A 19142-nucleotide genomic window follows, 5' to 3' on the forward strand; every position below is an offset into this window, starting at 1 on the left:
GCGTGGCCTGTCCATTCCGGCGTTTGGCGGGCGTTCGCGTCCCCCTCTCGTGACGTTACGTAACATTCGCGCGTTACGGCGGCAGAACGGGTGTTACATCGTCGTGAATACGAAAAATATCCTTATGGATCAATAGCGTACTTTCGAAAATGCACCTGGCACGCAAACTGCTTTATAAGTGCGAATCGTTAGGACAGGGAGGATTGGCATCAGAGACCGGGCAGGCGTCGCGAGCGCCCGATCAACGGTTTCGATGTCTTCAGATGCCGGCGCTGCGAGCGCCGGCGTAACCGATGACGATCCGCGTCGTGCGCGGATCTCGATGGCCCCGTCGCCTATCCTCGTAGGGCGACGGTTTCGCCCGCGCTTCTTCTGAAGCGCGGGCAATTTTTTTGGTGGGGCCGTAATGAGAGACATCGCGATCCGGTGCGTGCCGATTCGCTGATTCGCAATCTTTTCTGAATTGGGGAGTTGGCGCGTATTCGTCGAGCACCGGGAGGCCGGGTCGCTTTGGCCGTGCATGCGCGTTCTGCGCACATTCCGGCACGTCGCGAAGCCGCCTTGGACTGGAATCGATCGGTCCGGGACCGCGTGCTGTCGAAGCTCGCGTAAGCAGGGTGGTGCGGCCGGACGCGTTGCCGGCCGCTGCGACGCGTCAGTGCGACGCGCTGGGCACGTCGAGAATCAGGATGATCGTCCAGTCGGCATCGCCATCGTGGTGATACTGGCGTTCGGCGACGATGAACGGTTGCTGCTTGCCTTGCGGACCGAGGAAAAGCACGTCGCCCTCCATCGGCAGGCACTCGATCGGCGGCAGCGCGAGGAAGGCGTCGTCCGAGCCGCGCGGCATCAGTTGCTTGATCTTGCGAGTGGCTGCTTCGGTCCACTCGATGTCGAGTTGAATGTTGCTCATGCTGTCCTCCGCACCGGGGTGCGCACGGGTGGAAAATTTCGGTGCGCGACTTTAGCACAGCGCGCAGGCGCCGCAACCAAAAAAGCCGAACCCGGTTGCCCGGATTCGGCTTTTCGCTTGTGCGGTGCCGCCGAACTTACTGGCTGGCAGCGTCTGCCGGAGCGGCCTTGGCGGCTTTCTTGCCAGCCTTCTTCGCTGCCTTGTGGTGGTGAGCTGCCTTCTTGCCGTGGTGCTCTTCCTGCGCCGCGGGCTGTGCAGCCTCGGCTGCTTGCTGCTGTTGCAGGGCCTGTGCGCGCTGCTCGATCTCGGCGATCTTGGCCGGGTCGGTGATGGTCTGGATTTGCGTGCTCTCTTGCGCATACGCTGCGCCAGTCAGCGCCGACATCGCGACCAGAATAGCCAGGGACGTCTTCTTCATTGCTTTACCTCCGCTAAGTGGTGATGAACCCGAATGTTGCCGTTTTGTCTGGCGACTGCAATCGAGTGCGTGTCGAGTGTAACAAAAGTGACGGATCAATGTGCACCGGATCGCGGCGCAGCGCAAGGCCCCGTTGAAGTCGCGCAACACTTGTGCATTCCGTCATTCGCATGCCATCCCGGGCGGTACCGTTGCTTTCGCCTTTGCTGCACGCGTCGCCATCAAAACCAGCCGAGCCATCGGTAGACGTGGAATTGCGCGATGCCGATCAACTCATGCAATGCCTGATTCGCGTCTTCCATGTTGTGCCAGCGGGGCAGCCAGCCCGTTTGAGCCCGCCGGCGGTTGGAATAAACGGGCTGCGGATCGACGCCAAAGTGGCGGAAATCCAGCAATGCACGTCGCATCTGGTACGACGACGCGACGAGAATGCGCGAGTCGTCATGTTGTGAGCGTAGTATAGAAGCGGTGAATTTCGCATTTTCGTAGGTGGTGCGGCTGTTCGGCTCGAGAACGAGGTCGCCTGGAGCGACGTCTTCCGCGATCAGCCGGCGCCCGTAGACGGCCGCCTCGGTTTCACCGTGATGTTGCGGGTCCCCGCCTGACATCACCACGGTGCAGCGGATCGCCTGCTCGCGGCACGTGCGGTAGAGTGCCGCGGTCGTGCGGATGCGTGCTTCGCCGTCGGGCGGTGGCCGCAGGCCGGTATCGCTGCGCCGTGTGCCGATGCCGATGATGATCAGTGTGGTTCGGCCGTGCATGTCGGGGCGCTCGACCGGCGTCACGCCCGCTTCGGTCCATGCGATGAGCGGAGCGGTGAGCCAGCCTGTCGCGAGCAGCCAGAGCAGCGCGACGCTTGCGATCGCGATGAGTCTGCGCCGTTTGCGGAAGAGCATGAAACCGATGAAGAGAAGTACAAATGAATCGAACAGAATCAATTTGATTGGGGTATGGTGTCTTTTTATGGACGGCTGACGATCCGGCCCTGATGCGACGCCGAACGTCGGCCCCCAGAATCGGTGGCGGTATCGGCGGGTGGAGCTCCCGCCCGGCGCGCCGCTTCGCATTGTCGCTGCACTTTAAGAAAGAATCGAGATGGCCACGTATTCCAACGAAGCGGTGCTCGACGCATTGAGACGAGTGCAGTACCGCCAGGTACCGTGGGCGCGCCGCCCGGGCGTGTTCGAGTATCTCCGGTCGCTGGGGCTGATGGACACGGTCAGGCAGAAGACGGTTGCCCCCGCACCGGGTTTCCATGCACCGGTCGACATCGCAGTGCTGACCGATAGTGGTCGGGCCGAATGCGCGCGCCTCGAGCGCGACGAAAAATTACTTTCCTGGACCGATCGCCGTATGGACGACTACGCGTTGAGCGAAGCGAGCGCCGTGGCGATTCTCGAAAGTCGCCTGTAGCGGCGCGCTCATGATCTCGCCCGTCGCGGGCGACACTCAAAAAAAAGCCCGTATCGCGAGGATACGGGCGTACCGGATACTTATGCTGTTGCCACGCTGTGCTCATGGCAACGGATGTGACTCATCGTATGTCGAGCAGTTCCCGAACTCCGGAATTTTCTTTGACGAAATCCTGCGGACTACGGATGACGCGGGAAGTCCGTCGGCTGCGATCCGATGCGTGCACGTGCGTTGCTGGCGATGTCGCCGCGCAAATCGCCGCGTGGCACGGTCGGTCGATTGAGTGACGTGGCGGGCGGTTGCTGGCGAAGGGTGTTTCGGTGATCCTGCTGGCGGTGGGGTGGCTTCGCGCGATCGTCGGCGCGGGCGGGGGCGGTCAGCGCCAGCGAAACGACAATGCCGCATGCGACGAGCAGTGACATTGGTTTCATGGCGGGGCTCCCTTCAAGCCATCGGCGCGGCTTGTTGATATGTCGCTACGGTAAGCGCGGGAGTGCAGGCTTGCTGTAAATAATAGTAAATAGATGTATCGCGGCACGACAGCGGTAATCGACGACGACGCGGGCGCCGCGCAAAGCGCGTGGCGCGAAAGAAACCGGGCGGCCGAAGCCGCCCGATCGAGCATGCGTTACGCCATCTTCACAGGGGCGCGCCAGGATTCCGGATTGGTCCAGAAGGCGCCGCGCAACCGGTCGCGGCTCGGCGGTGCAGGCGGCTTCGCCGCGCTTGCCCCGATGCGCCCGCGCAGCGAGATCTGGCGGCCGCTCGTGCCAAGGCGCTTGACGATTTCGGCGAGCGTACCGTCTGCCTGCCATTCGTCGAAGCGACGGCGGCAGGTCGGCGGCGACGGATAGCGACCCGGCAGCTTCGACCAACCTTCGCCGGTCGACAGCACCCACAGCACGGCGTTTACCACCGAACGGGCCTCCACGCGGGGACGGCCACGCCGTTCACTACGTGCGGGTTCCGAGCAAAACAGACCCTCGACCAGCGCCCACTCGTTATCTCTCAAATCGTCGAACAGCATCATGTCCTCACCTCAGCGAAGCTAACTCCGGTGCGCTGCCCTGCGCCGCGCACTCTTCAAGCACTCGAGCGTCGAGTGCCGGGTGGGGGCGTCCGGTTGGCCGGCAGCGGCGTTTCTGCCTTCCGTCCGACTAAACCTGCGCCCTGTGCGCCAGGTAAAAGCACGATGTGTGCCATGTCGGAGGCGATTCCCTCGAGAGCCGCTTGGCAGCGGGCTAACGGCTAAGTCAGCTAGGGGCGTATAAGACGCCAAAATAACCCGCCAGCAAATCAGGACAATCACCAATCTTGTGCAATTCGCCCGTGGCACGTGCGTTTGCGTGAATATTGCACCGCAGCGAAACATGTGTGGCCAGTGCCGGATTCGCTCATCGAAGCCGATTTTGCGCATTACAATCGTGCATCGGTATCGACGATTGATGAGGTGAACGGATGAACGTTACGCTGCGCCAGCTTCGCGTATTCATCGAGGTTGCGCGGCTCCGGAGCTTCAGCCGCGCGGGTGACGAGATCGGACTCACGCAGTCCGCGGTCAGCCGTTGCGTGCGGGAACTCGAGACCGAGCTCGGGCTGAAGCTGATCGACCGGACGACCCGCGACGTGCAGTTGACCGACGTCGGGGCGAACCTGATCGCGAGCGTGTCCCGCCTGCTCGACGATCTCGACGACACGCTGCGCGAGATTCGCGAGATCGGCGAGCAGCGGCGCGGGCGCGTGATCGTCGCCGCGAGCCCGACGATCGCGTGCCGGCTGATGCCGCGCGTCGTCGCGGCCTGCGAGCGCCAGTTCCCGTTCGTCACGCTCGGCCTGCGCGACGACGTGCAGAGCGACGTGCTGCGGAAAGTGAAGTCGAGCGAGGTCGATTTCGGTGTCGTCATCGGGCCGCTCACCGTTGCCGATCTCGTCTGCGAGCCGTTGATGACCGACTCGTTTTGCCTGGTCGCGCGCGCCGATCACCCGCTCGCGGCACGGACCGAAGTGCCCTGGACGGCGCTCGACGGGGAGCGCCTCGTCCTGCTTGACCATGCGTCCGGAAGCCGGCCGTTGATCGACGCCGCGTTGGCTGCCCATCGGGTGAACGCGACGGTCATGCAGGAGCTCGGGCATTCGGCGACTGTATTCGGGCTCGTCGAGGCCGGTGTCGGCGTGAGCGTGCAGCCGTGGCTGTCGCTGCCGTTGCCGGCGGGATCGTCGCTGGTCGCGCGGCCGCTGACGCCGCGTACCGAGCGCACCGTCGAACTGGTGCGCCGCCGCGATCGATCGCTGTCGCCGGCCGCGCAGGCGATCTGGGAACTCGCGCGCCAGATGCCGGCGCGCTCGGAAGACCTCGATTGAGGGTGTTGATCCGGCGCGCACGCCGGTACACTGCGCGAATCGTGTTCCTCGGTGGCGGTTCTCGATGACGCATTTCGCAGATGTCGGCCCGGCGGCGGGCGAGCCGGCGGCACGCAGCGCGGTCCAGGCGCTGCGTCCGTCGCTGATCAGGGAAGTCTCGAACGCCGGCTTCGGGGTGCCCGATGTGCTGCCGTTCTGGTTCGGCGAATCCGATCGCGTGACGCCGGCATTCATTCGCGACGCGGCTGCCGCGGCGCTGAGCGACGGCGCAACTTTCTACACGCACAATCTCGGCACGGTACCGTTGCGCAGCGCGATTGCCGCCTATGTGAGCACGCGTCACGGCGAGACCGAGGCCGATGCGATCGCCGTGACGAGTTCGGGCGTGAGCGCGCTGATGCTGGCGGCGCAACTGCTGGTCGGCCCTGGCGATCGCGTCGTCGCGGTCACGCCGCTCTGGCCGAACCTCGTTGAAATCCCGAAGATACTCGGTGCACATGTCGAGTGCATCCCGCTGCGCCATGGCGATGCGGGCTGGCGGCTCGATATCGACCGGCTGCTCGCGGCGCTGACGCCCGACACACGGATGCTGTTCGTGAACTCGCCGAATAATCCGACCGGCTGGACGATGTCCCGCGACGACCAGCGGGCTGTACTCGCGCATTGCAGGCGTCACGGCATCTGGGTGGTCGCCGACGAGGTGTACGAACGGCTCGCGTTCACTGCGGACGGCGCGCCGTCGTTTCTCGACATCGCGTCGCGCGACGAGCGACTCATCGTCGTGAATTCGTTCTCGAAGGCCTGGGCGATGACGGGCTGGCGGCTCGGATGGTTGGTCGCGCCGGCGTCGATCATGGGCGATCTGTCGAAGCTGGTCGAATACAACACGTCGTGCGCGCCGGGTTTCGTCCAGGCCGCGGGGGAGGTTGCGCTGCGAGACGGCGAGCCGTTCGTGCGGTCGTTCGTTGCGGCGCTGGGTGGCGCACGTGACCGCCTGCTCGCCGCGCTGCGCACGTTGCCGGGCGTCGATGTGCCGCCTCCGCCGGGCGCGATGTACCTGTTCCTGCGCCTCCCGGGCGCGGACGATAGTCTCGCGTTTTGCAAGTCGCTGGTCCGCGAGGCGGGGCTTGGGCTGGCGCCGGGACGCGCGTTCGGCCCGGAGGGGGAAGGGTTCGTGCGCTGGTGCTACGCGTGCGACCCGGTGCGGCTCGACGCGGGCGTCGAGCGCTTGCGGGCGTTCCTCGCGCGCGGTGCGGGCCCGCGTTGAAGCGGGGGCGGATCTGCCGCGGCGTGCGGGCGGCGGGCCGTTTCGGCTCATCTTTACGCACCGGGCAATTTTGCGTAAGATGGCGCTCAGTCACGCGGTTCCGTCGTTGAGCCGTGCTGTTCCGTCCGGTTTGGGCCTGGCTTGAAGTTGGTTCGCCGCCCCCGGTTCGTGCTCCCATCAATATGACCGATCAGAATCGGGCGAGCGCGTCTTCCGTTCCTTTCGTCTGTTTGTTGATCCGGTTCGTTTGACCACAGGGTCTGGCCTAGCTGCATGAATACCCAAGAGGCGAAGATCGTCCTCGAGACTGCCTTGATCTGCGCGCAAGAACCGCTGAAGCTCGGCGATTTGCGCAAGCTCTTTGCCGACGGCGTGTCGGCTGACACGGTCCGCACGTTGCTCGAAGATCTGAAACAGGATTGGTCCGGCCGCGGCGTCGAACTGGTGGCGCTGGCAACCGGATGGCGCTTTCAGAGCAAGCCGGCGATGCGCCATTATCTGGACCGGCTGCATCCCGAGAAACCGCCGAAATATTCGCGCGCGGTGCTCGAAACGCTCGCGATCATCGCGTATCGGCAACCCGTCACGCGCGGCGACATCGAAGAGATTCGCGGCGTCACGGTCAATACGCAGGTGGTCAAGCAGCTCGAGGACCGCGGCTGGATCGAGGTGATCGGGCATCGCGACGTGCCGGGACGTCCGGCGCTGTACGCGACGACCAAGCAGTTCCTTGACGATCTCGGCCTGAAGGCGCTCGACGACCTGCCGGCGCTCGAGGAACCGGCCGCGAACATCGAGGCCGCGCTGCTCGCGCAGCAGGCGATGGATTTCGACGGCGATGCGCCGGCGGCGGACGCGGCGCAGGAAGCCGGCGAAGCAGCGGCCGACGTGTTGCAGATGCAGCCGGATGAATTGCCGGGCGGCGCCGCAGCGGAAGGTGCGACGACGCAGGAAATGCCGAACCGCGATACGCTGGAAGCTGATCGCGTTCAGGTGGAACAGGGCGGCGCCGAAGCAGCGCCGGCCGGCGGGCAGCCCGAGCCGCTGCGCGCGGAAGGGAACGAGGAAGATCGCAGGCCGGCCGCCGACGCGGTTGCCGGAGACGGAGCGGAAGCGGCCGGCGACATGCCGGGCGAGGCTGGCCAAGCCGACGCCTCTCGCTCCAGTCCCGCGGACGACGAGTTGCTGGACGATACGTCCGACAGTCTCGCCGATGCCGTACGCAGTGCCGGCGCGCCCATCGGCGCCGCCGCACTGCCGGACGACGAAGCAGAACCCGAACAGCGCCGCGCCTGATCGCGGCCGACTTCTTGCCGCGCCCGAACCGGGCGCGAGACCTGACATTTTGAGGTTGTTTTGACTGATATCCACGATATTGAATCGTCCGCGCCTGCCGTGCAGGCCGCGCGCGCCGACGATGCGCCGGAGCAGGATGCTCCGGCCGCAGGTGGTGACGAGCGTCCCCGCCGCGGCCTGCGGCGCGGGCCGCGCAGCCTGATCGCGCGCCGCCGCGCGGCGGCCAAGTCGAAGGGCGATGGCGAGTCGCAGGGCGGCGAAGGCGCGGAAGCGCAGCCGGCCGCGGAAGCTCAGCCTGCACGCGCGCCACGCAAGGAAGGTGCGGCGAAGGGCGGCCGCAAGCCGGCCGGCAAGCGTGAAGGTGCGGCCAAGGGTGCCCAGGGCGGCCAGGGGCGGCGCGGTGGTTCGGCGAAAGCCGAGGGCGGCGCAGTGAAGGCCGACGGCGACGCGGCGTCGCAGGACGACCTGTTCGCCTACGTGACGTCGCCGGCATTCGATGCGGACAATTCGACGGGCGGCAGCGGCGTGCGTGCGCCGATGCTGCGTCGCGGCCGCAACCAGCCGACGAACAAGCGCGTGCTGTCGCCGGACGACGACGCGCCGAAGCTCCACAAGGTGCTTGCGGAAGCCGGCATGGGCTCGCGCCGTGAAATGGAAGAGCTGATCGTTGCCGGCCGCGTGTCGGTGAACGGTGAGCCCGCGCACATCGGCCAGCGCATCATGCCGACCGACCAGGTCCGCATCAACGGCAAGCCGGTCAAGCGCAAGCTGCCGAACAAGCCGCCGCGCGTGCTGCTGTACCACAAGCCGACGGGCGAGATCGTGAGCCACGCAGACCCGGAAGGTCGTCCGTCGGTGTTTGACCGCCTGCCCCCGATGAAGACGGCGAAATGGCTCGCGGTGGGTCGTCTCGACTTCAACACCGAAGGTCTGCTGATGCTGACGACGTCGGGCGATCTCGCGAACCGTTTCATGCATCCGCGCTACAGCGTCGAACGCGAGTATGCGGTGCGCGTCGTCGGCGAGCTGTCCGAGGGGATGCGGCAGAAGCTGCTGCACGGCGTCGAACTCGATGACGGCCCGGCGAACTTCCTGCGCATCCGCGATGGCGGCGGCGAAGGCACGAATCATTGGTACCACGTTGCGCTGGCTGAAGGCCGCAACCGCGAAGTGCGCCGGATGTTCGAGGCGGCCGGCCTGATGGTGAGCCGCCTGATCCGTACGCGTCACGGCCCGATTCCGCTGCCGCGCGGGCTGAAGCGCGGTCGCTGGGAGGAGCTCGACGAAGCGCAGGTGCGCAAGCTGATGGCGACCGTCGGCCTGAAGGCGCCGTCCGAGGAGAAGGGCAAGCGCGGTGGCGGCGGGCAGGCCGAGCGTCGCCAGCCGGATCCGATGCAGACGTCGATGGGCTTCATCAGCCGCGAGCCGGTGCTGACCACGCATGGTCAGCTCGATCAGCCGCGTCGCGGTGGCGGTCGACGTGGCGCCCCGGGCCTGCCTGGCCTGAGCGGCTACGGCAGTCTGCCGGTTTCGCCGTCGGGCTACGGCAACCGCTCGGGTGGCGGTCGCGATGTCGATGGCAATCGCGCGTCGTATGGCGCCGGCCCGAAGCGTGAGGGCGCAGGCGGCAAGCGCGGCGGCAAGGGCGGTAACCGCAATCCCAACGGCAATCGCGCCGAAGGCGCCGGCAATGGCGGCGGCGGTGGCGCGCGCGGCGGCCAGCGTCCGCAGCGCAATCGCTCCCGCGGCCGCTGAGCGTTTCTGGCGGTTGGCGGTGTGAAACCGCCGGTGTGCCGGCAATGTTGGCGCGAATCAGGTTGGGTCGGCACTTCGCCGTGCGTGGCTTGCTTTCGACTGTCTATATCGCGCTGCCGGATTGTGCCGTCTGTTCGGACAGGCCGGTTTCGCATTTTTGGTCGGTAAAGGCGGCCCAGACGCTGCTTTTACCGGCTGGCTTGGCGTTTGCGCCAAAAATCGCTATAATCGCGGAGTCGCTGGGCGTACGGATTCAATGTGCGGCTCAGGTGCGACCACCAGTAAGAAGATGGGCGTTCCGCCCATTTTTTTTTGCTGAAACGGTTAGGCATCTCGGGTAGCGCTTCCTGCGCCGGCTAAGGCGCGCGCCCGCGGGTGAATCGCGAGCGGCGGGCGCGAACACCTGAGAGGACACTGTGCAACTGACGGAACTGATAGAAACCACGGTCACCGGGCTCGGCTACGAGCTGGTGGATCTCGAGCGCACCGGGCGCGGCATGCTTTGCATCTATATCGATCAGCCTGCCGGCATCTCGCTCGAAGATTGCGAAAAGGTCACGCGTCAGCTCCAGCACGTCTTGACGGTCGAAAACATCGATTACGAACGGCTCGAAGTCTCGTCCCCGGGGCTCGACCGCCCGTTGAAGAAGCTGGCCGACTTCGAGCGCTTCGCCGGCAGCGAAGTTTCCGTGACCTTGAAAAAGCCGCTGGACGGGCGCAAGACGTACCGGGGCATTCTGCACGCGCCGAATGGCGAAACGATCGGTTTGGAATTTGAGAGGAAGAAGGGCGAGGCAGCCATGCTGGATTTCACGCTGGCCGATATCGACAAAGCCCGCCTGATTCCGCAAGTTGACTTTAGGAGCCGCAAATAATGAGTCGCGAAGTGTTGATGCTGGTGGATGCGCTGGCGCGCGAGAAAAACGTCGACAAGGATGTGGTGCTGGGCGCCCTCGAGGCTGCGCTCGCGTCCGCTTCCAAGAAGCTGTTCGACGAAGGCGCCGAAATCCGCGTCCATATCGATCGCGAAAGCGGCGAGCACGAAACCTTCCGTCGCTGGCTCGTCGTGCCCGACGAGGCAGGCTTGCAGGAGCCGGATCGCGAGATCCTGCTGTTCGAAGCGCGTGAGCAGAAGCCCGACATCGAAGTCGGTGAATTCATCGAGGAGCCGGTGCCGTCGATCGAGTTCGGCCGTATCGGCGCGCAGGCCGCCAAGCAGGTGATCCTGCAGAAGGTGCGCGATGCCGAGCGCGAGCAGATCCTGAACGACTATCTCGAGCGCGGTGAAAAGATCATGACGGGCACGGTGAAGCGCCTCGACAAGGGCAACTTCATCGTCGAATCGGGCCGTGTCGAAGCGCTGCTGCGCCGCGATCAGCTGATTCCGAAGGAAAACTTGCGCGTGGGTGACCGCGTGCGTGCATACATCGCGAAGGTCGACCGCACCGCGCGTGGCCCGCAGATCGAACTCTCGCGCACGGCGCCAGAGTTCCTGATGAAGTTGTTCGAGATGGAAGTGCCGGAAATCGAGCAGGGCCTGCTCGAAATCAAGGCGGCCGCTCGCGATCCGGGCGTACGCGCGAAGATCGGCGTGATCGCCTACGACAAGCGGATCGATCCGATCGGCACCTGCGTCGGCATCCGCGGTTCGCGTGTGCAGGCTGTGCGCAACGAGCTCGGTGGCGAAAACATCGACATCGTGCTATGGTCCGAGGATCCCGCCCAGTTCGTGATCGGCGCGCTCGCGCCGGCAGCCGTCCAGTCGATCGTCGTCGATGAAGAAAAGCACTCGATGGACGTCGTCGTCGACGAGAACGAGCTGGCTGTCGCGATCGGCCGCAGCGGTCAGAACGTTCGCCTTGCCAGCGAGTTGACCGGCTGGCAGATCAACATCATGACGCCGGACGAATCCGCCCTGAAGCAGGGTGAAGAACGCGATCGACTGCGTTCGCTGTTCATGGCGCGTCTCGACGTCGACGAAGAAGTTGCCGACATCCTGATCGACGAAGGCTTCACGAGCCTCGAAGAGATCGCTTACGTGCCGCTCAACGAAATGCTCGAAATCGAGGCGTTCGACGAGGACACCGTGCACGAGCTGCGCAACCGCGCGCGCGATGCACTGTTGACGATGGCGATCGCGAACGAAGAAAAGGTCGAAAACGCAGCGCTGGATTTGAAGGGCCTCGACGGCGTCACGCCGGAGTTGCTCGCGAAGCTGGCCGAACACGGCATGCAGACGCGCGACGATCTCGCCGAGCTGGCCGTGGATGAACTGGTCGACATGACCGGGATGGAAGAGGATGCCGCTAAGGCGTTGATCATGAAAGCACGTGAACACTGGTTCCAGTGAGAAATGACCATGGCGCACTGATTTGATGGCGGCCGTATGGCCTGACCCGATGCTAACCGCAAGGAATCGGTCCTTGCACTAAGAGGAATGAATGGCGAGTAACAACGTAGCCCAATTTGCCGCGGAACTGAAAATGCCTGCTGGTGTGCTGCTCGAACAGCTGCAGGCAGCGGGCGTCCAGAAAGCGAGTGAAGACGATGCGCTGTCCGAGGCGGACAAGGCGCGTCTGCTCGATCATTTGCGCAAGTCGCACGGCGCAACCGACGGCGACAAGCGCAAGATCACGCTGACCCGCAAGCATACGTCGGAGATCAAGCAGTCTGACGCGACGGGCAAGGCTCGCACCATTCAGGTCGAGGTCCGCAAGAAGCGTACGTTCGTCAAGCGCGACGACGTGGCCGAGGGTGCGGAACAGGGTCAGGCGCAGGTCGCCGAAGCGGATGACGATGCCGATCTGAAGCGTCGCGAGGAAGAAGCGCGCCGCGAGGCCGAGCTGCTCGAAAAGCAAGCGCAGGAACTGCGCGAGCGCCAGGAGCGTCTCGAGCGCGAGGAAGCCGAGCGCCGTGCCCGTGAGGAAGCGGCCGAAGCCGAGCGTCGCCGTGCAGAGGAAGAAGCAGCGGCGAAACGCGCCGCGGCCGAAGCCGCAGCGGCACAGCAGGCTGCGGCCCAGCAGGCCGCCGAGGCTCAGCAGGAAGCTTCCGGTGCGCAGTCCGCACAGGACGAAGCACGCGCGGCCGCCGAACGCGCGGCCCAGCGCGAAGCGGCGAAGAAGGCCGAGGACGCTGCCCGCGAAGCGGCCGACAAGGCGCGCGCCGAGCAGGAAGAGATCAGCAAGCGTCGCGCGGCGGCCGAGGCCGAAGCGCGCGCGATCCGCGAAATGATGAACACGCCGCGCAAGGCCGTGGTCAAGGCAGTCGAGCCGCCGAAGCCGGTTGAACCGCCGAAGCCGGCCGAAGCGAAGGGCACGTTGCACAAGCCGGCGAAGCCGGCGGGTGCAGCCGCGCAGGCACGTCCGGCCGTGAAGAAGCCGGCCGGCGCAGCCCCGGCGGCGACGCAGGCACCGGCAGGCGCGGGCGACCGCAACAAGAAGCCGGGCGGCGGCAAGGGCGGCTGGCAGGACGACGCGGCCAAGCGCCGTGGCATCAAGACGCGCGGCGATTCGAGCGGTGGCGTCGACCGCGGCTGGCGCGGCGGCCCGAAGGGTCGCGGCCGTCACCAGGACAGCGCATCGACGTTCCAGGCGCCGACCGAGCCGATCGTGCGTGAAGTGCACGTGCCGGAAACCATCTCGGTTGCCGATCTTGCGCACAAGATGTCGATCAAGGCCTCCGAAGTCATCAAGGTGATGATGAAGATGGGCCAGATGGTCACGATCAACCAAGTGCTGGACCAGGAAACGGCGATGATCGTCGTCGAGGAACTGGGCCACCGCGCGGTCGCTGCGAAGCTGGACGACCCGGAAGCGCTGCTGGTCGAAGGCGAGACCGGTACCGATGCCGAGCAACTGCCGCGTCCGCCGGTCGTCACCGTGATGGGTCACGTCGACCACGGCAAGACCTCGCTGCTCGACCACATCCGCCGCGCGAAGGTTGCAGCGGGCGAAGCGGGCGGCATTACGCAGCACATCGGCGCATACCACGTCGAAACGCCGCGCGGTGTCATCACGTTCCTCGATACGCCGGGTCACGAGGCGTTCACGGCAATGCGTGCACGCGGCGCGAAGGCAACCGACATCGTGGTGCTGGTGGTGGCGGCCGATGACGGCGTGATGCCGCAGACGAAGGAAGCCATCGCTCACGCGAAGGCGGGTGGTGTGCCGATCGTCGTGGCGATCAACAAGATCGACAAGCCGGAAGCGAACCCGGACCGCGTCAAGCAGGAGCTGGTCGCGGAAGGTGTCGTGCCGGAAGAATACGGTGGCGATTCGCCGTTCGTGCCGGTGTCGGCGAAGACGGGTGCCGGTATCGACGACCTGCTCGAAAACGTGCTGCTGCAGGCCGAAGTGCTGGAACTGAAGGCGCCGGTCGAGGCGCCGGCCAAGGGCATCGTGATCGAAGCGAAGCTGGACAAGGGCAAGGGCCCGGTCGCCACGATCCTGGTGCAGTCCGGTACGCTCAACCGTGGCGACATCGTGTTGGCAGGCACGGCTTACGGCCGCGTGCGCGCGATGCTCGACGAGAACGGCAAGCCGACGAAGGAAGCCGGCCCGTCGATTCCGGTCGAAATCCAGGGTCTGTCGGAAGTGCCGGGTGCAGGCGAGGAAGTGATCGTGCTGCCGGACGAGCGCAAGGCGCGCGAAATCGCGCTGTTCCGCCAGGGCAAGTTCCGCGACGTCAAGCTGGCGAAGCAGCAGGCCGCGAAGCTGGAAAGCATGCTCGAGCAGATGGGCGAAGGCGAAGTGCAGAACCTGCCGCTCATCATCAAGGCGGACGTGCAGGGCTCGCAGGAAGCGCTCGTTCAGTCGCTGCTCAAGCTGTCGACCGACGAAGTGCGCGTGCAGATCGTGCACAGCGCGGTGGGCGGCATCAGCGAAAACGACGTCAACCTCGCGACGGCATCGAAGGCGGTCATCATCGGCTTCAACACGCGCGCGGATGCACAGGCACGCAAGCTGGCCGAAGCGAACGGTATCGACATTCGCTACTACAACATCATCTACGATGCAGTGGATGAGGTGAAGGCCGCGATGTCGGGCATGCTGGCGCCGGAGAAGCGCGAAGTCGTGACCGGCATGGTCGAGGTGCGCCAGGTGTTCAAGGTGCCGAAGGTCGGTACGGTTGCCGGCTGTATGGTCACCGACGGTATCGTCAAGCGCTCGTCGTCGGTTCGCGTGCTGCGCAACAACGTCGTGATCTTCACGGGCGAACTCGAATCGCTGAAGCGCTTCAAGGACGACGTGAAGGAAGTCAAGCAAGGCTTCGAGTGCGGTATGTCGGTGAAGAACTTCAACGACATCATCGAAGGCGACCAGTTCGAAGTCTTCGAAGTAACCGAAGTCGCACGTACGCTGTAATCGTCGCGTATCGGCTCTTGGGCGGGGCAGGCTTGGGCCTGTCCCGCCCATTTTCATGGTGGCGTGCCCGCGGCGCGCCGCTTTATCCTGATAAACGGATCACGGATCGATCATGTCCAGGAAACGTACTTCCCCCAATCGCAACGTTCAGATCGCCGACCAGATTCAGCGCGATCTGTCCGAACTCATCATGCGCGAGGTCAAAGATCCGCGCATCGGCATCGTGACCATCCAGAGCGTGGAACTCACGCCGGATTATGCGCACGCGAAGATCTATTTCACGGCGCTCACCGGCGATCCGGACAAGACGCAGGAAGCGTTGAATCATGCGTCGGGTCACCTGCACAACCTGCTGTTCAAGCGCCTGCATATCCATACGGTGCCGACGCTGCATTTCCATTACGATCAGACGATCGAGAAGGCCGTGGAAATGTCGCGCCTGATCAAGGAAGCCAATTCGACGCGCGCGAAGGACGACGACGAAGCCGACGCGCCCGCGAAGGACGAGTGAGCGCGCGCCCCGCCATGACGACTGCAGCTCCCCAGCGTCCACGTGTGCCCCGGCGCGCGCTGGACGGCGTTCTCCTGCTCGACAAACCGGTCGGCCTGTCGAGCAACGACGCCCTGATTCGCGCGAAGCGTCTGCTTCTCGCGAAGAAAGCCGGCCACACCGGCACGCTCGATCCGCTGGCCTCGGGCCTGTTGCCGCTGTGCTTCGGCGAGGCGACGAAGTTCTCGCAGGACTTGCTGGAAGCGGACAAGACCTACGAAGCGACGATGCGTCTCGGCGTGCGCACGACCACCGGAGATGCTGAAGGCGAAGTGCTCGACACGCGTGCCGTCGAATGCGACCGGACGGCGGTGGAGGCGGCGCTCGCGCGCTTTATCGGCGAGATCGTGCAAGTGCCGCCGATGTATTCGGCGCTCAAGCGCGATGGCAAGCCGCTGTACGAATATGCGCGCGCGGGCCAGACCGTCGAACGGGAAGGCCGCAACGTGACGATCCATGCGCTCGACCTGTTGGCCTGCGAATTGCCCGACGTGACGTTTCGCGTGACCTGCAGCAAGGGCACGTATGTGCGCACGCTGGCGGAGGATATCGGCGAAGCGCTCGGTTGCGGTGCGCATCTGACGATGCTGCGTCGCACGGGCGTCGGCGCGCTGACGCTCGAGCATGCGGTGACGCTCGACGCGCTGTCCGACGCCGCCGAGGCGGCGCGCGACGCGTGGCTTCAGCCGGTCGACGCGCTGCTGTCGACGTTTCCGCTGGTGCGTCTCGACGAAGCTTGCGCGAAGCGGTTCCTGCACGGCCAGCGCCTGCCGCTGTCGGCGCTCGCTTCGATCGACGCGGCGGAGGGCGAGCGTGTGCGCGTGTACGACGCGGCGCGGCTGCTCGGTGTGGCGCGCAAGGCCAACGGCGTGCTCGCGCCCGAACGTCTCGTCGTGACGGCTGCATGATGAGCGGCCCGCAAGCGCCGTCGTCGGAATGAAAAAAACCGGTCAGGATCGACCGGTTTTTTTGTTGGCGTGCTCGTTTCAGCGCAACGCTCAGTGTGCAGCCGACGCCGCCGCACCCGCATCGCCGCCGCCCGCGCGTTCGGGCTTCGTGATCCAGATCAGTCCGATCAGTAGCACGAAGATTGCTGCCGAGATGTAGAACAGGTCGTTCACGCCGAGTTGCGCGGCCTGCTGCGTGGCCATGTTGTTGATGAGGCCATGCGCCTGGTCCTGTGTCAGCCCGAGGTTGCCCATCTGCGTGACGGCCTGGTTGAACGTCGGGTTGTACGGGTTGGTCTGCTCGACCAGCTGCGCATGGTGGAAGTTGTTCCGATGATCCCACGCGGTCTGGAAGATCGACGTGCCGATGCCGCCGCACATGATCCGCACGAAGTTCGACAGGCCCGATGCCGCGGGAATGCGATGGCCGGGCAGGCCGGACAGCGTGATCGACACGAGCGGAATGAAGAAGCCGGCCATTGCGATGCCCTGCACGAGCGTCGGCAGCGTCAGCGACCACTCGTCGACGCCGGTCGTGTAGCGCGAACGCATCCAGAAGCACAGGGCGAACGTCAGGAATGCGGCGGTCGCGATGTAGCGCGGGTCGGTGCGCGGCAGGAACTTGCCGGTCAGCGGCGACAGCAGGATCGCGAACAGCCCGACGGGCGCCATCACGAGGCCGGCATCGGTTGCCGTGTAGCCGATCTGGGTCTGCAGCCACAGCGGCAGCAGCACGAGATTGCCGAAATAGAGCCCGTAGCCGACCGCGAGCGCGATCGTGCCTCCCGTGAAGTTGCGCATGCGGAACAGCGACAGGTCGACGACCGGATGTTCGGCGGTCAGCTCCCAGATCACGAAGAACGCGAACGAGATGACCGCGATCAACGCGAGCGCGATGATCGTCGTCGACGCGAACCAGTCGAGATCCTTGCCCTTGTCGAGCATGATCTGCAGCGAGCCGACCCATAACACGAGCAGCGCGAGACCGACGCCGTCGATCGGCGCGCGACGCACCGTCGATTCGCGCGTGCGATAGATCGACCACGTGGCCAGCGCGGCGGCGATGCCGACGGGGATGTTCACATAGAAGATCCACGGCCACGAATAGTTGTCCGAAATCCAGCCACCGAGGATCGGGCCCGCGACCGGTGCGATCAGTGTCGTCATCGACCACAGCGCGAGTGCCATCGGCGCTTTCGCGCGCGGGTAGCTCGACAGCAGCAGCGATTGCGACAGCGGAATCATCGGCCCGGCGACCGCGCCCTGGAGCACGCGCGACGCAAGCAGGAACGGCAGGCTCGGCGCCAGTCCGCACATCCACGACGAGATGACGAACAGGATGATCGACGCGAGGAACAGGCGAACCTGCCCGAAGCGGTCGGTCAGCCAGCCCGTCAGCGGCACGGAGATCGCGTTCGCGACGGCGAACGACGTGATGACCCACGTACCCTGATCGGACGATACGCCGAGATCGCCCGAGATGGTTGGGATCGCGACGTTCGCGATGGACGTGTCGAGCACGTTCATGAACACCGCGAGCGATACCGCGATCGTTCCGAGCACGAGTTGCCCGCCTTGCAGCGGCGGGTGGGAGACAGGAGCCTGTGCCATGTCGGTAATTTTTCGGAGTCGGAGCCGTTACATCATCTTTGCGGTGCCGTTCGACTTCGCCGCAACCGACGCCGGCGCGTTGCCGCCGGCGTTCTCGGCGATGATGCGCGCGATTTCGGCGTCGGCTTCGTCGCCATATTTTGCGAACACGTTCGTCTCGTAAACCGTGTTCTGCGCATTGGCCAGCTGATCGCCGCGCTCGTCCTTGATGTCGACGTCGACCTGCATCGACAGGCCGATGCGCAGCGGATGCTTCTCGAGATCCTTCGGATCGATCTCGATACGCACCGGCAGGCGCTGCACGACCTTGATCCAGTTGCCTGTCGCGTTCTGCGCCGGCAGCAGCGAGAACGCCGAACCCGTGCCGGCGGAGAAGCCGACCACCTTGCCGTGGTAGACGGCCGACGAGCCGTAGATGTCGGCGGTCAATTCGACCGGCTGGCCGATACGCATGTGCTTGAGCTGGACTTCCTTGAAGTTCGCGTCGACCCACACCGCGTTCAGCGGCACGACCGACATCAGCGGGTTGCCCGGCGACACGCGCTGGCCGACCTGCACCGAGCGCTTCGCGACATAGCCGGTGACCGGCGCGGGCAGGACGTTACGCGCATTCGCGAGGTACGCGTCGCGAACCTTCGCTGCCGCGGCCATCACGTTCGGGTGCGACGCGATCGTCGTGTTCGCGGTCAGTGCGCGGTTCGATGCGAGCTGCTGTTGCGCCGCGTCGACCGACGCCTGCGCGGCGCGTACCGCGTCGCGCGCATGGGAGATTTCTTCCTGTGACACGGCGCCCGTCTGCGCGACGGCCATCCGGCGGCGAAGGTCGTCCTGCGCCTTCGACAGATCGGACTGGCGCAGCGCGACTTGCGCGCGATACTGATCGTCGTTGACGAACAGGCCGCGCACCTGGCGTACCGTCTGCGCAAGGTTGGCCTCGGCCTGCTGCAGCGCGACCTGCGAGTCGGCCGGGTCGAGCACGACCAGCGGATCGCCGGCCTTGACCGTCTGCGTATCGTCGGCCTTCACGGCGATCACGGTACCCGTGACCTGCGGCGTGATCTGCACGACGTTGCCGTTCACGTATGCGTCGTCGGTTTCTTCATGGAAGCGTGCGACGAGGAAGTAGTACAGACCGTACGCGATGGCCGCGATCACGATGACCGCGATCAGCAGCGTCATCATCCGTTTGCGCTTCCCGTTGTTCTGCGGCTGTGCGCTGGCGGCGTTTTGTTGAGGGTCGCTCATGGC

The 19142-nt window shown here is 65.2% G+C and carries 16 protein-coding genes and 1 pseudogene; 10 read left to right on the plus strand and 7 right to left on the minus strand.

Features of this window, described 5'->3' with window-relative positions; genetic code table 11:
• Positions 1-655: 655 nt before the first annotated feature.
• From WI26_RS06770 to WI26_RS06780, 3 genes are all read right to left on the minus strand, one after another.
• Positions 656-913, minus strand: coding sequence for a hypothetical protein (locus tag WI26_RS06770; RefSeq protein ID WP_006486090.1), 258 nt, complete (start codon positions 911-913; stop codon positions 656-658).
• A gap of 136 nt (positions 914-1049) precedes the next feature.
• Positions 1050-1331, minus strand: a complete 282-nt coding sequence (locus WI26_RS06775) for a hypothetical protein (protein WP_059467651.1) — start codon at positions 1329-1331, stop codon at positions 1050-1052.
• A gap of 221 nt (positions 1332-1552) precedes the next feature.
• A complete protein-coding gene (locus WI26_RS06780) occupies positions 1553-2269 on the minus strand; it encodes a YdcF family protein (RefSeq protein ID WP_069225536.1) in 717 nt (238 codons plus the stop codon).
• A gap of 157 nt (positions 2270-2426) precedes the next feature.
• Between WI26_RS06780 and WI26_RS06785 the strand changes: the two genes are divergently transcribed.
• The gene (locus tag WI26_RS06785) at positions 2427-2744 is read left to right on the plus strand and encodes a hypothetical protein (protein WP_059510817.1); all 318 of its coding nucleotides are present in this window, start codon (positions 2427-2429) and stop codon (positions 2742-2744) included.
• Positions 2745-2923: 179 nt separating this feature from the next.
• Here WI26_RS06785 and WI26_RS06790 read toward each other — a convergent pair whose 3' ends face one another.
• Together WI26_RS06790 and WI26_RS06795 are read right to left on the minus strand one after the other, a co-directional pair.
• The gene (locus WI26_RS06790; protein ID WP_059537207.1) at positions 2924-3175 is read right to left on the minus strand and encodes a hypothetical protein; all 252 of its coding nucleotides are present in this window, start codon (positions 3173-3175) and stop codon (positions 2924-2926) included.
• Between the two features lie 200 nt (positions 3176-3375).
• Positions 3376-3771 (minus strand): annotated as a pseudogene (locus tag WI26_RS06795) (transposase); the annotation flags it as partial.
• 431 nt (positions 3772-4202) lie between these two features.
• On the opposite strand from WI26_RS06795, the gene WI26_RS06800 reads away from it, so the two are divergent.
• The 9 genes from WI26_RS06800 to truB all read left to right on the plus strand — a co-directional run bounded on the left by WI26_RS06800 (position 4203) and on the right by truB (position 16244).
• Complete coding sequence (locus tag WI26_RS06800) at positions 4203-5105, plus strand: LysR family transcriptional regulator (RefSeq protein ID WP_059467647.1); 903 nt, start codon at positions 4203-4205, stop codon at positions 5103-5105.
• Positions 5106-5169: 64 nt separating this feature from the next.
• On the plus strand, positions 5170-6372 hold the full coding sequence (locus WI26_RS06805) for a pyridoxal phosphate-dependent aminotransferase (protein WP_069225537.1): 1203 nt from the start codon (positions 5170-5172) through the stop codon (positions 6370-6372).
• Between the two features lie 273 nt (positions 6373-6645).
• On the plus strand, positions 6646-7668 hold the full coding sequence (gene scpB / locus WI26_RS06810; protein WP_069225538.1) for an SMC-Scp complex subunit ScpB: 1023 nt from the start codon (positions 6646-6648) through the stop codon (positions 7666-7668).
• Between the two features lie 60 nt (positions 7669-7728).
• The gene (rluB, locus tag WI26_RS06815) at positions 7729-9423 is read left to right on the plus strand and encodes a 23S rRNA pseudouridine(2605) synthase RluB (protein ID WP_069225539.1); all 1695 of its coding nucleotides are present in this window, start codon (positions 7729-7731) and stop codon (positions 9421-9423) included.
• Between the two features lie 416 nt (positions 9424-9839).
• Positions 9840-10298 carry a ribosome maturation factor RimP gene (gene rimP, locus WI26_RS06820; protein ID WP_014897219.1) on the plus strand — a complete coding sequence of 153 codons (459 nt, stop codon included), beginning with the start codon at positions 9840-9842 and terminating at the stop codon, positions 10296-10298.
• Positions 10298-11773: a transcription termination factor NusA gene (gene nusA, locus WI26_RS06825; RefSeq protein WP_069225540.1), complete on the plus strand. Its 1476-nt coding sequence runs from the start codon at positions 10298-10300 to the stop codon at positions 11771-11773. The genes rimP and nusA overlap by 1 nt, the downstream gene beginning before the upstream one ends.
• A 91-nt stretch (positions 11774-11864) precedes the next feature.
• Positions 11865-14786, plus strand: a complete 2922-nt coding sequence (infB, locus tag WI26_RS06830; RefSeq protein WP_059537220.1) for a translation initiation factor IF-2 — start codon at positions 11865-11867, stop codon at positions 14784-14786.
• A gap of 112 nt (positions 14787-14898) precedes the next feature.
• Positions 14899-15297 (plus strand): 30S ribosome-binding factor RbfA, encoded by a 399-nt coding sequence (gene rbfA / locus WI26_RS06835; RefSeq protein ID WP_069225541.1) that lies wholly within the window; start codon positions 14899-14901, stop codon positions 15295-15297.
• Positions 15298-15311: 14 nt separating this feature from the next.
• Positions 15312-16244 carry a tRNA pseudouridine(55) synthase TruB gene (gene truB / locus WI26_RS06840; protein WP_069225542.1) on the plus strand — a complete coding sequence of 311 codons (933 nt, stop codon included), beginning with the start codon at positions 15312-15314 and terminating at the stop codon, positions 16242-16244.
• A gap of 90 nt (positions 16245-16334) precedes the next feature.
• Here the strand turns inward: truB and WI26_RS06845 are convergent, their stop codons facing one another.
• Together WI26_RS06845 and WI26_RS06850 are read right to left on the minus strand one after the other, a co-directional pair.
• Positions 16335-17894 (minus strand): DHA2 family efflux MFS transporter permease subunit, encoded by a 1560-nt coding sequence (locus tag WI26_RS06845; RefSeq protein WP_057924316.1) that lies wholly within the window; start codon positions 17892-17894, stop codon positions 16335-16337.
• A 27-nt stretch (positions 17895-17921) separates the two neighbouring features.
• Entirely contained in the window at positions 17922-19139 is a 1218-nt protein-coding gene (locus tag WI26_RS06850) for an efflux RND transporter periplasmic adaptor subunit (protein WP_059467639.1), read from the minus strand.
• Between the last annotated feature and the right edge of the window lie 3 nt (positions 19140-19142).

The sequence above is a fragment of the Burkholderia diffusa genome (genome assembly GCF_001718315.1).
GTDB lineage: Bacteria > Pseudomonadota > Gammaproteobacteria > Burkholderiales > Burkholderiaceae > Burkholderia > Burkholderia diffusa_B.

What these genes read in the sequence shown, in the direction of transcription:
- WI26_RS06845 (WP_057924316.1), bottom strand. Translation starts at nt 17,894, where the DNA reads ATGGCACAGGCTCCTGTCTCCCACCCGCCGCTGCAAGGCGGGCAACTC.
- scpB (WP_069225538.1), top strand. Translation starts at nt 6,646, where the DNA reads ATGAATACCCAAGAGGCGAAGATCGTCCTCGAGACTGCCTTGATCTGC.
- nusA (WP_069225540.1), top strand. Translation starts at nt 10,298, where the DNA reads ATGAGTCGCGAAGTGTTGATGCTGGTGGATGCGCTGGCGCGCGAGAAA.
- truB (WP_069225542.1), top strand. Translation starts at nt 15,312, where the DNA reads ATGACGACTGCAGCTCCCCAGCGTCCACGTGTGCCCCGGCGCGCGCTG.
- rbfA (WP_069225541.1), top strand. Translation starts at nt 14,899, where the DNA reads ATGTCCAGGAAACGTACTTCCCCCAATCGCAACGTTCAGATCGCCGAC.
- WI26_RS06805 (WP_069225537.1), top strand. Translation starts at nt 5,170, where the DNA reads ATGACGCATTTCGCAGATGTCGGCCCGGCGGCGGGCGAGCCGGCGGCA.
- WI26_RS06800 (WP_059467647.1), top strand. Translation starts at nt 4,203, where the DNA reads ATGAACGTTACGCTGCGCCAGCTTCGCGTATTCATCGAGGTTGCGCGG.
- WI26_RS06775 (WP_059467651.1), bottom strand. Translation starts at nt 1,331, where the DNA reads ATGAAGAAGACGTCCCTGGCTATTCTGGTCGCGATGTCGGCGCTGACT.
- infB (WP_059537220.1), top strand. Translation starts at nt 11,865, where the DNA reads ATGGCGAGTAACAACGTAGCCCAATTTGCCGCGGAACTGAAAATGCCT.
- WI26_RS06790 (WP_059537207.1), bottom strand. Translation starts at nt 3,175, where the DNA reads ATGAAACCAATGTCACTGCTCGTCGCATGCGGCATTGTCGTTTCGCTG.
- WI26_RS06770 (WP_006486090.1), bottom strand. Translation starts at nt 913, where the DNA reads ATGAGCAACATTCAACTCGACATCGAGTGGACCGAAGCAGCCACTCGC.
- WI26_RS06850 (WP_059467639.1), bottom strand. Translation starts at nt 19,139, where the DNA reads ATGAGCGACCCTCAACAAAACGCCGCCAGCGCACAGCCGCAGAACAAC.
- WI26_RS06785 (WP_059510817.1), top strand. Translation starts at nt 2,427, where the DNA reads ATGGCCACGTATTCCAACGAAGCGGTGCTCGACGCATTGAGACGAGTG.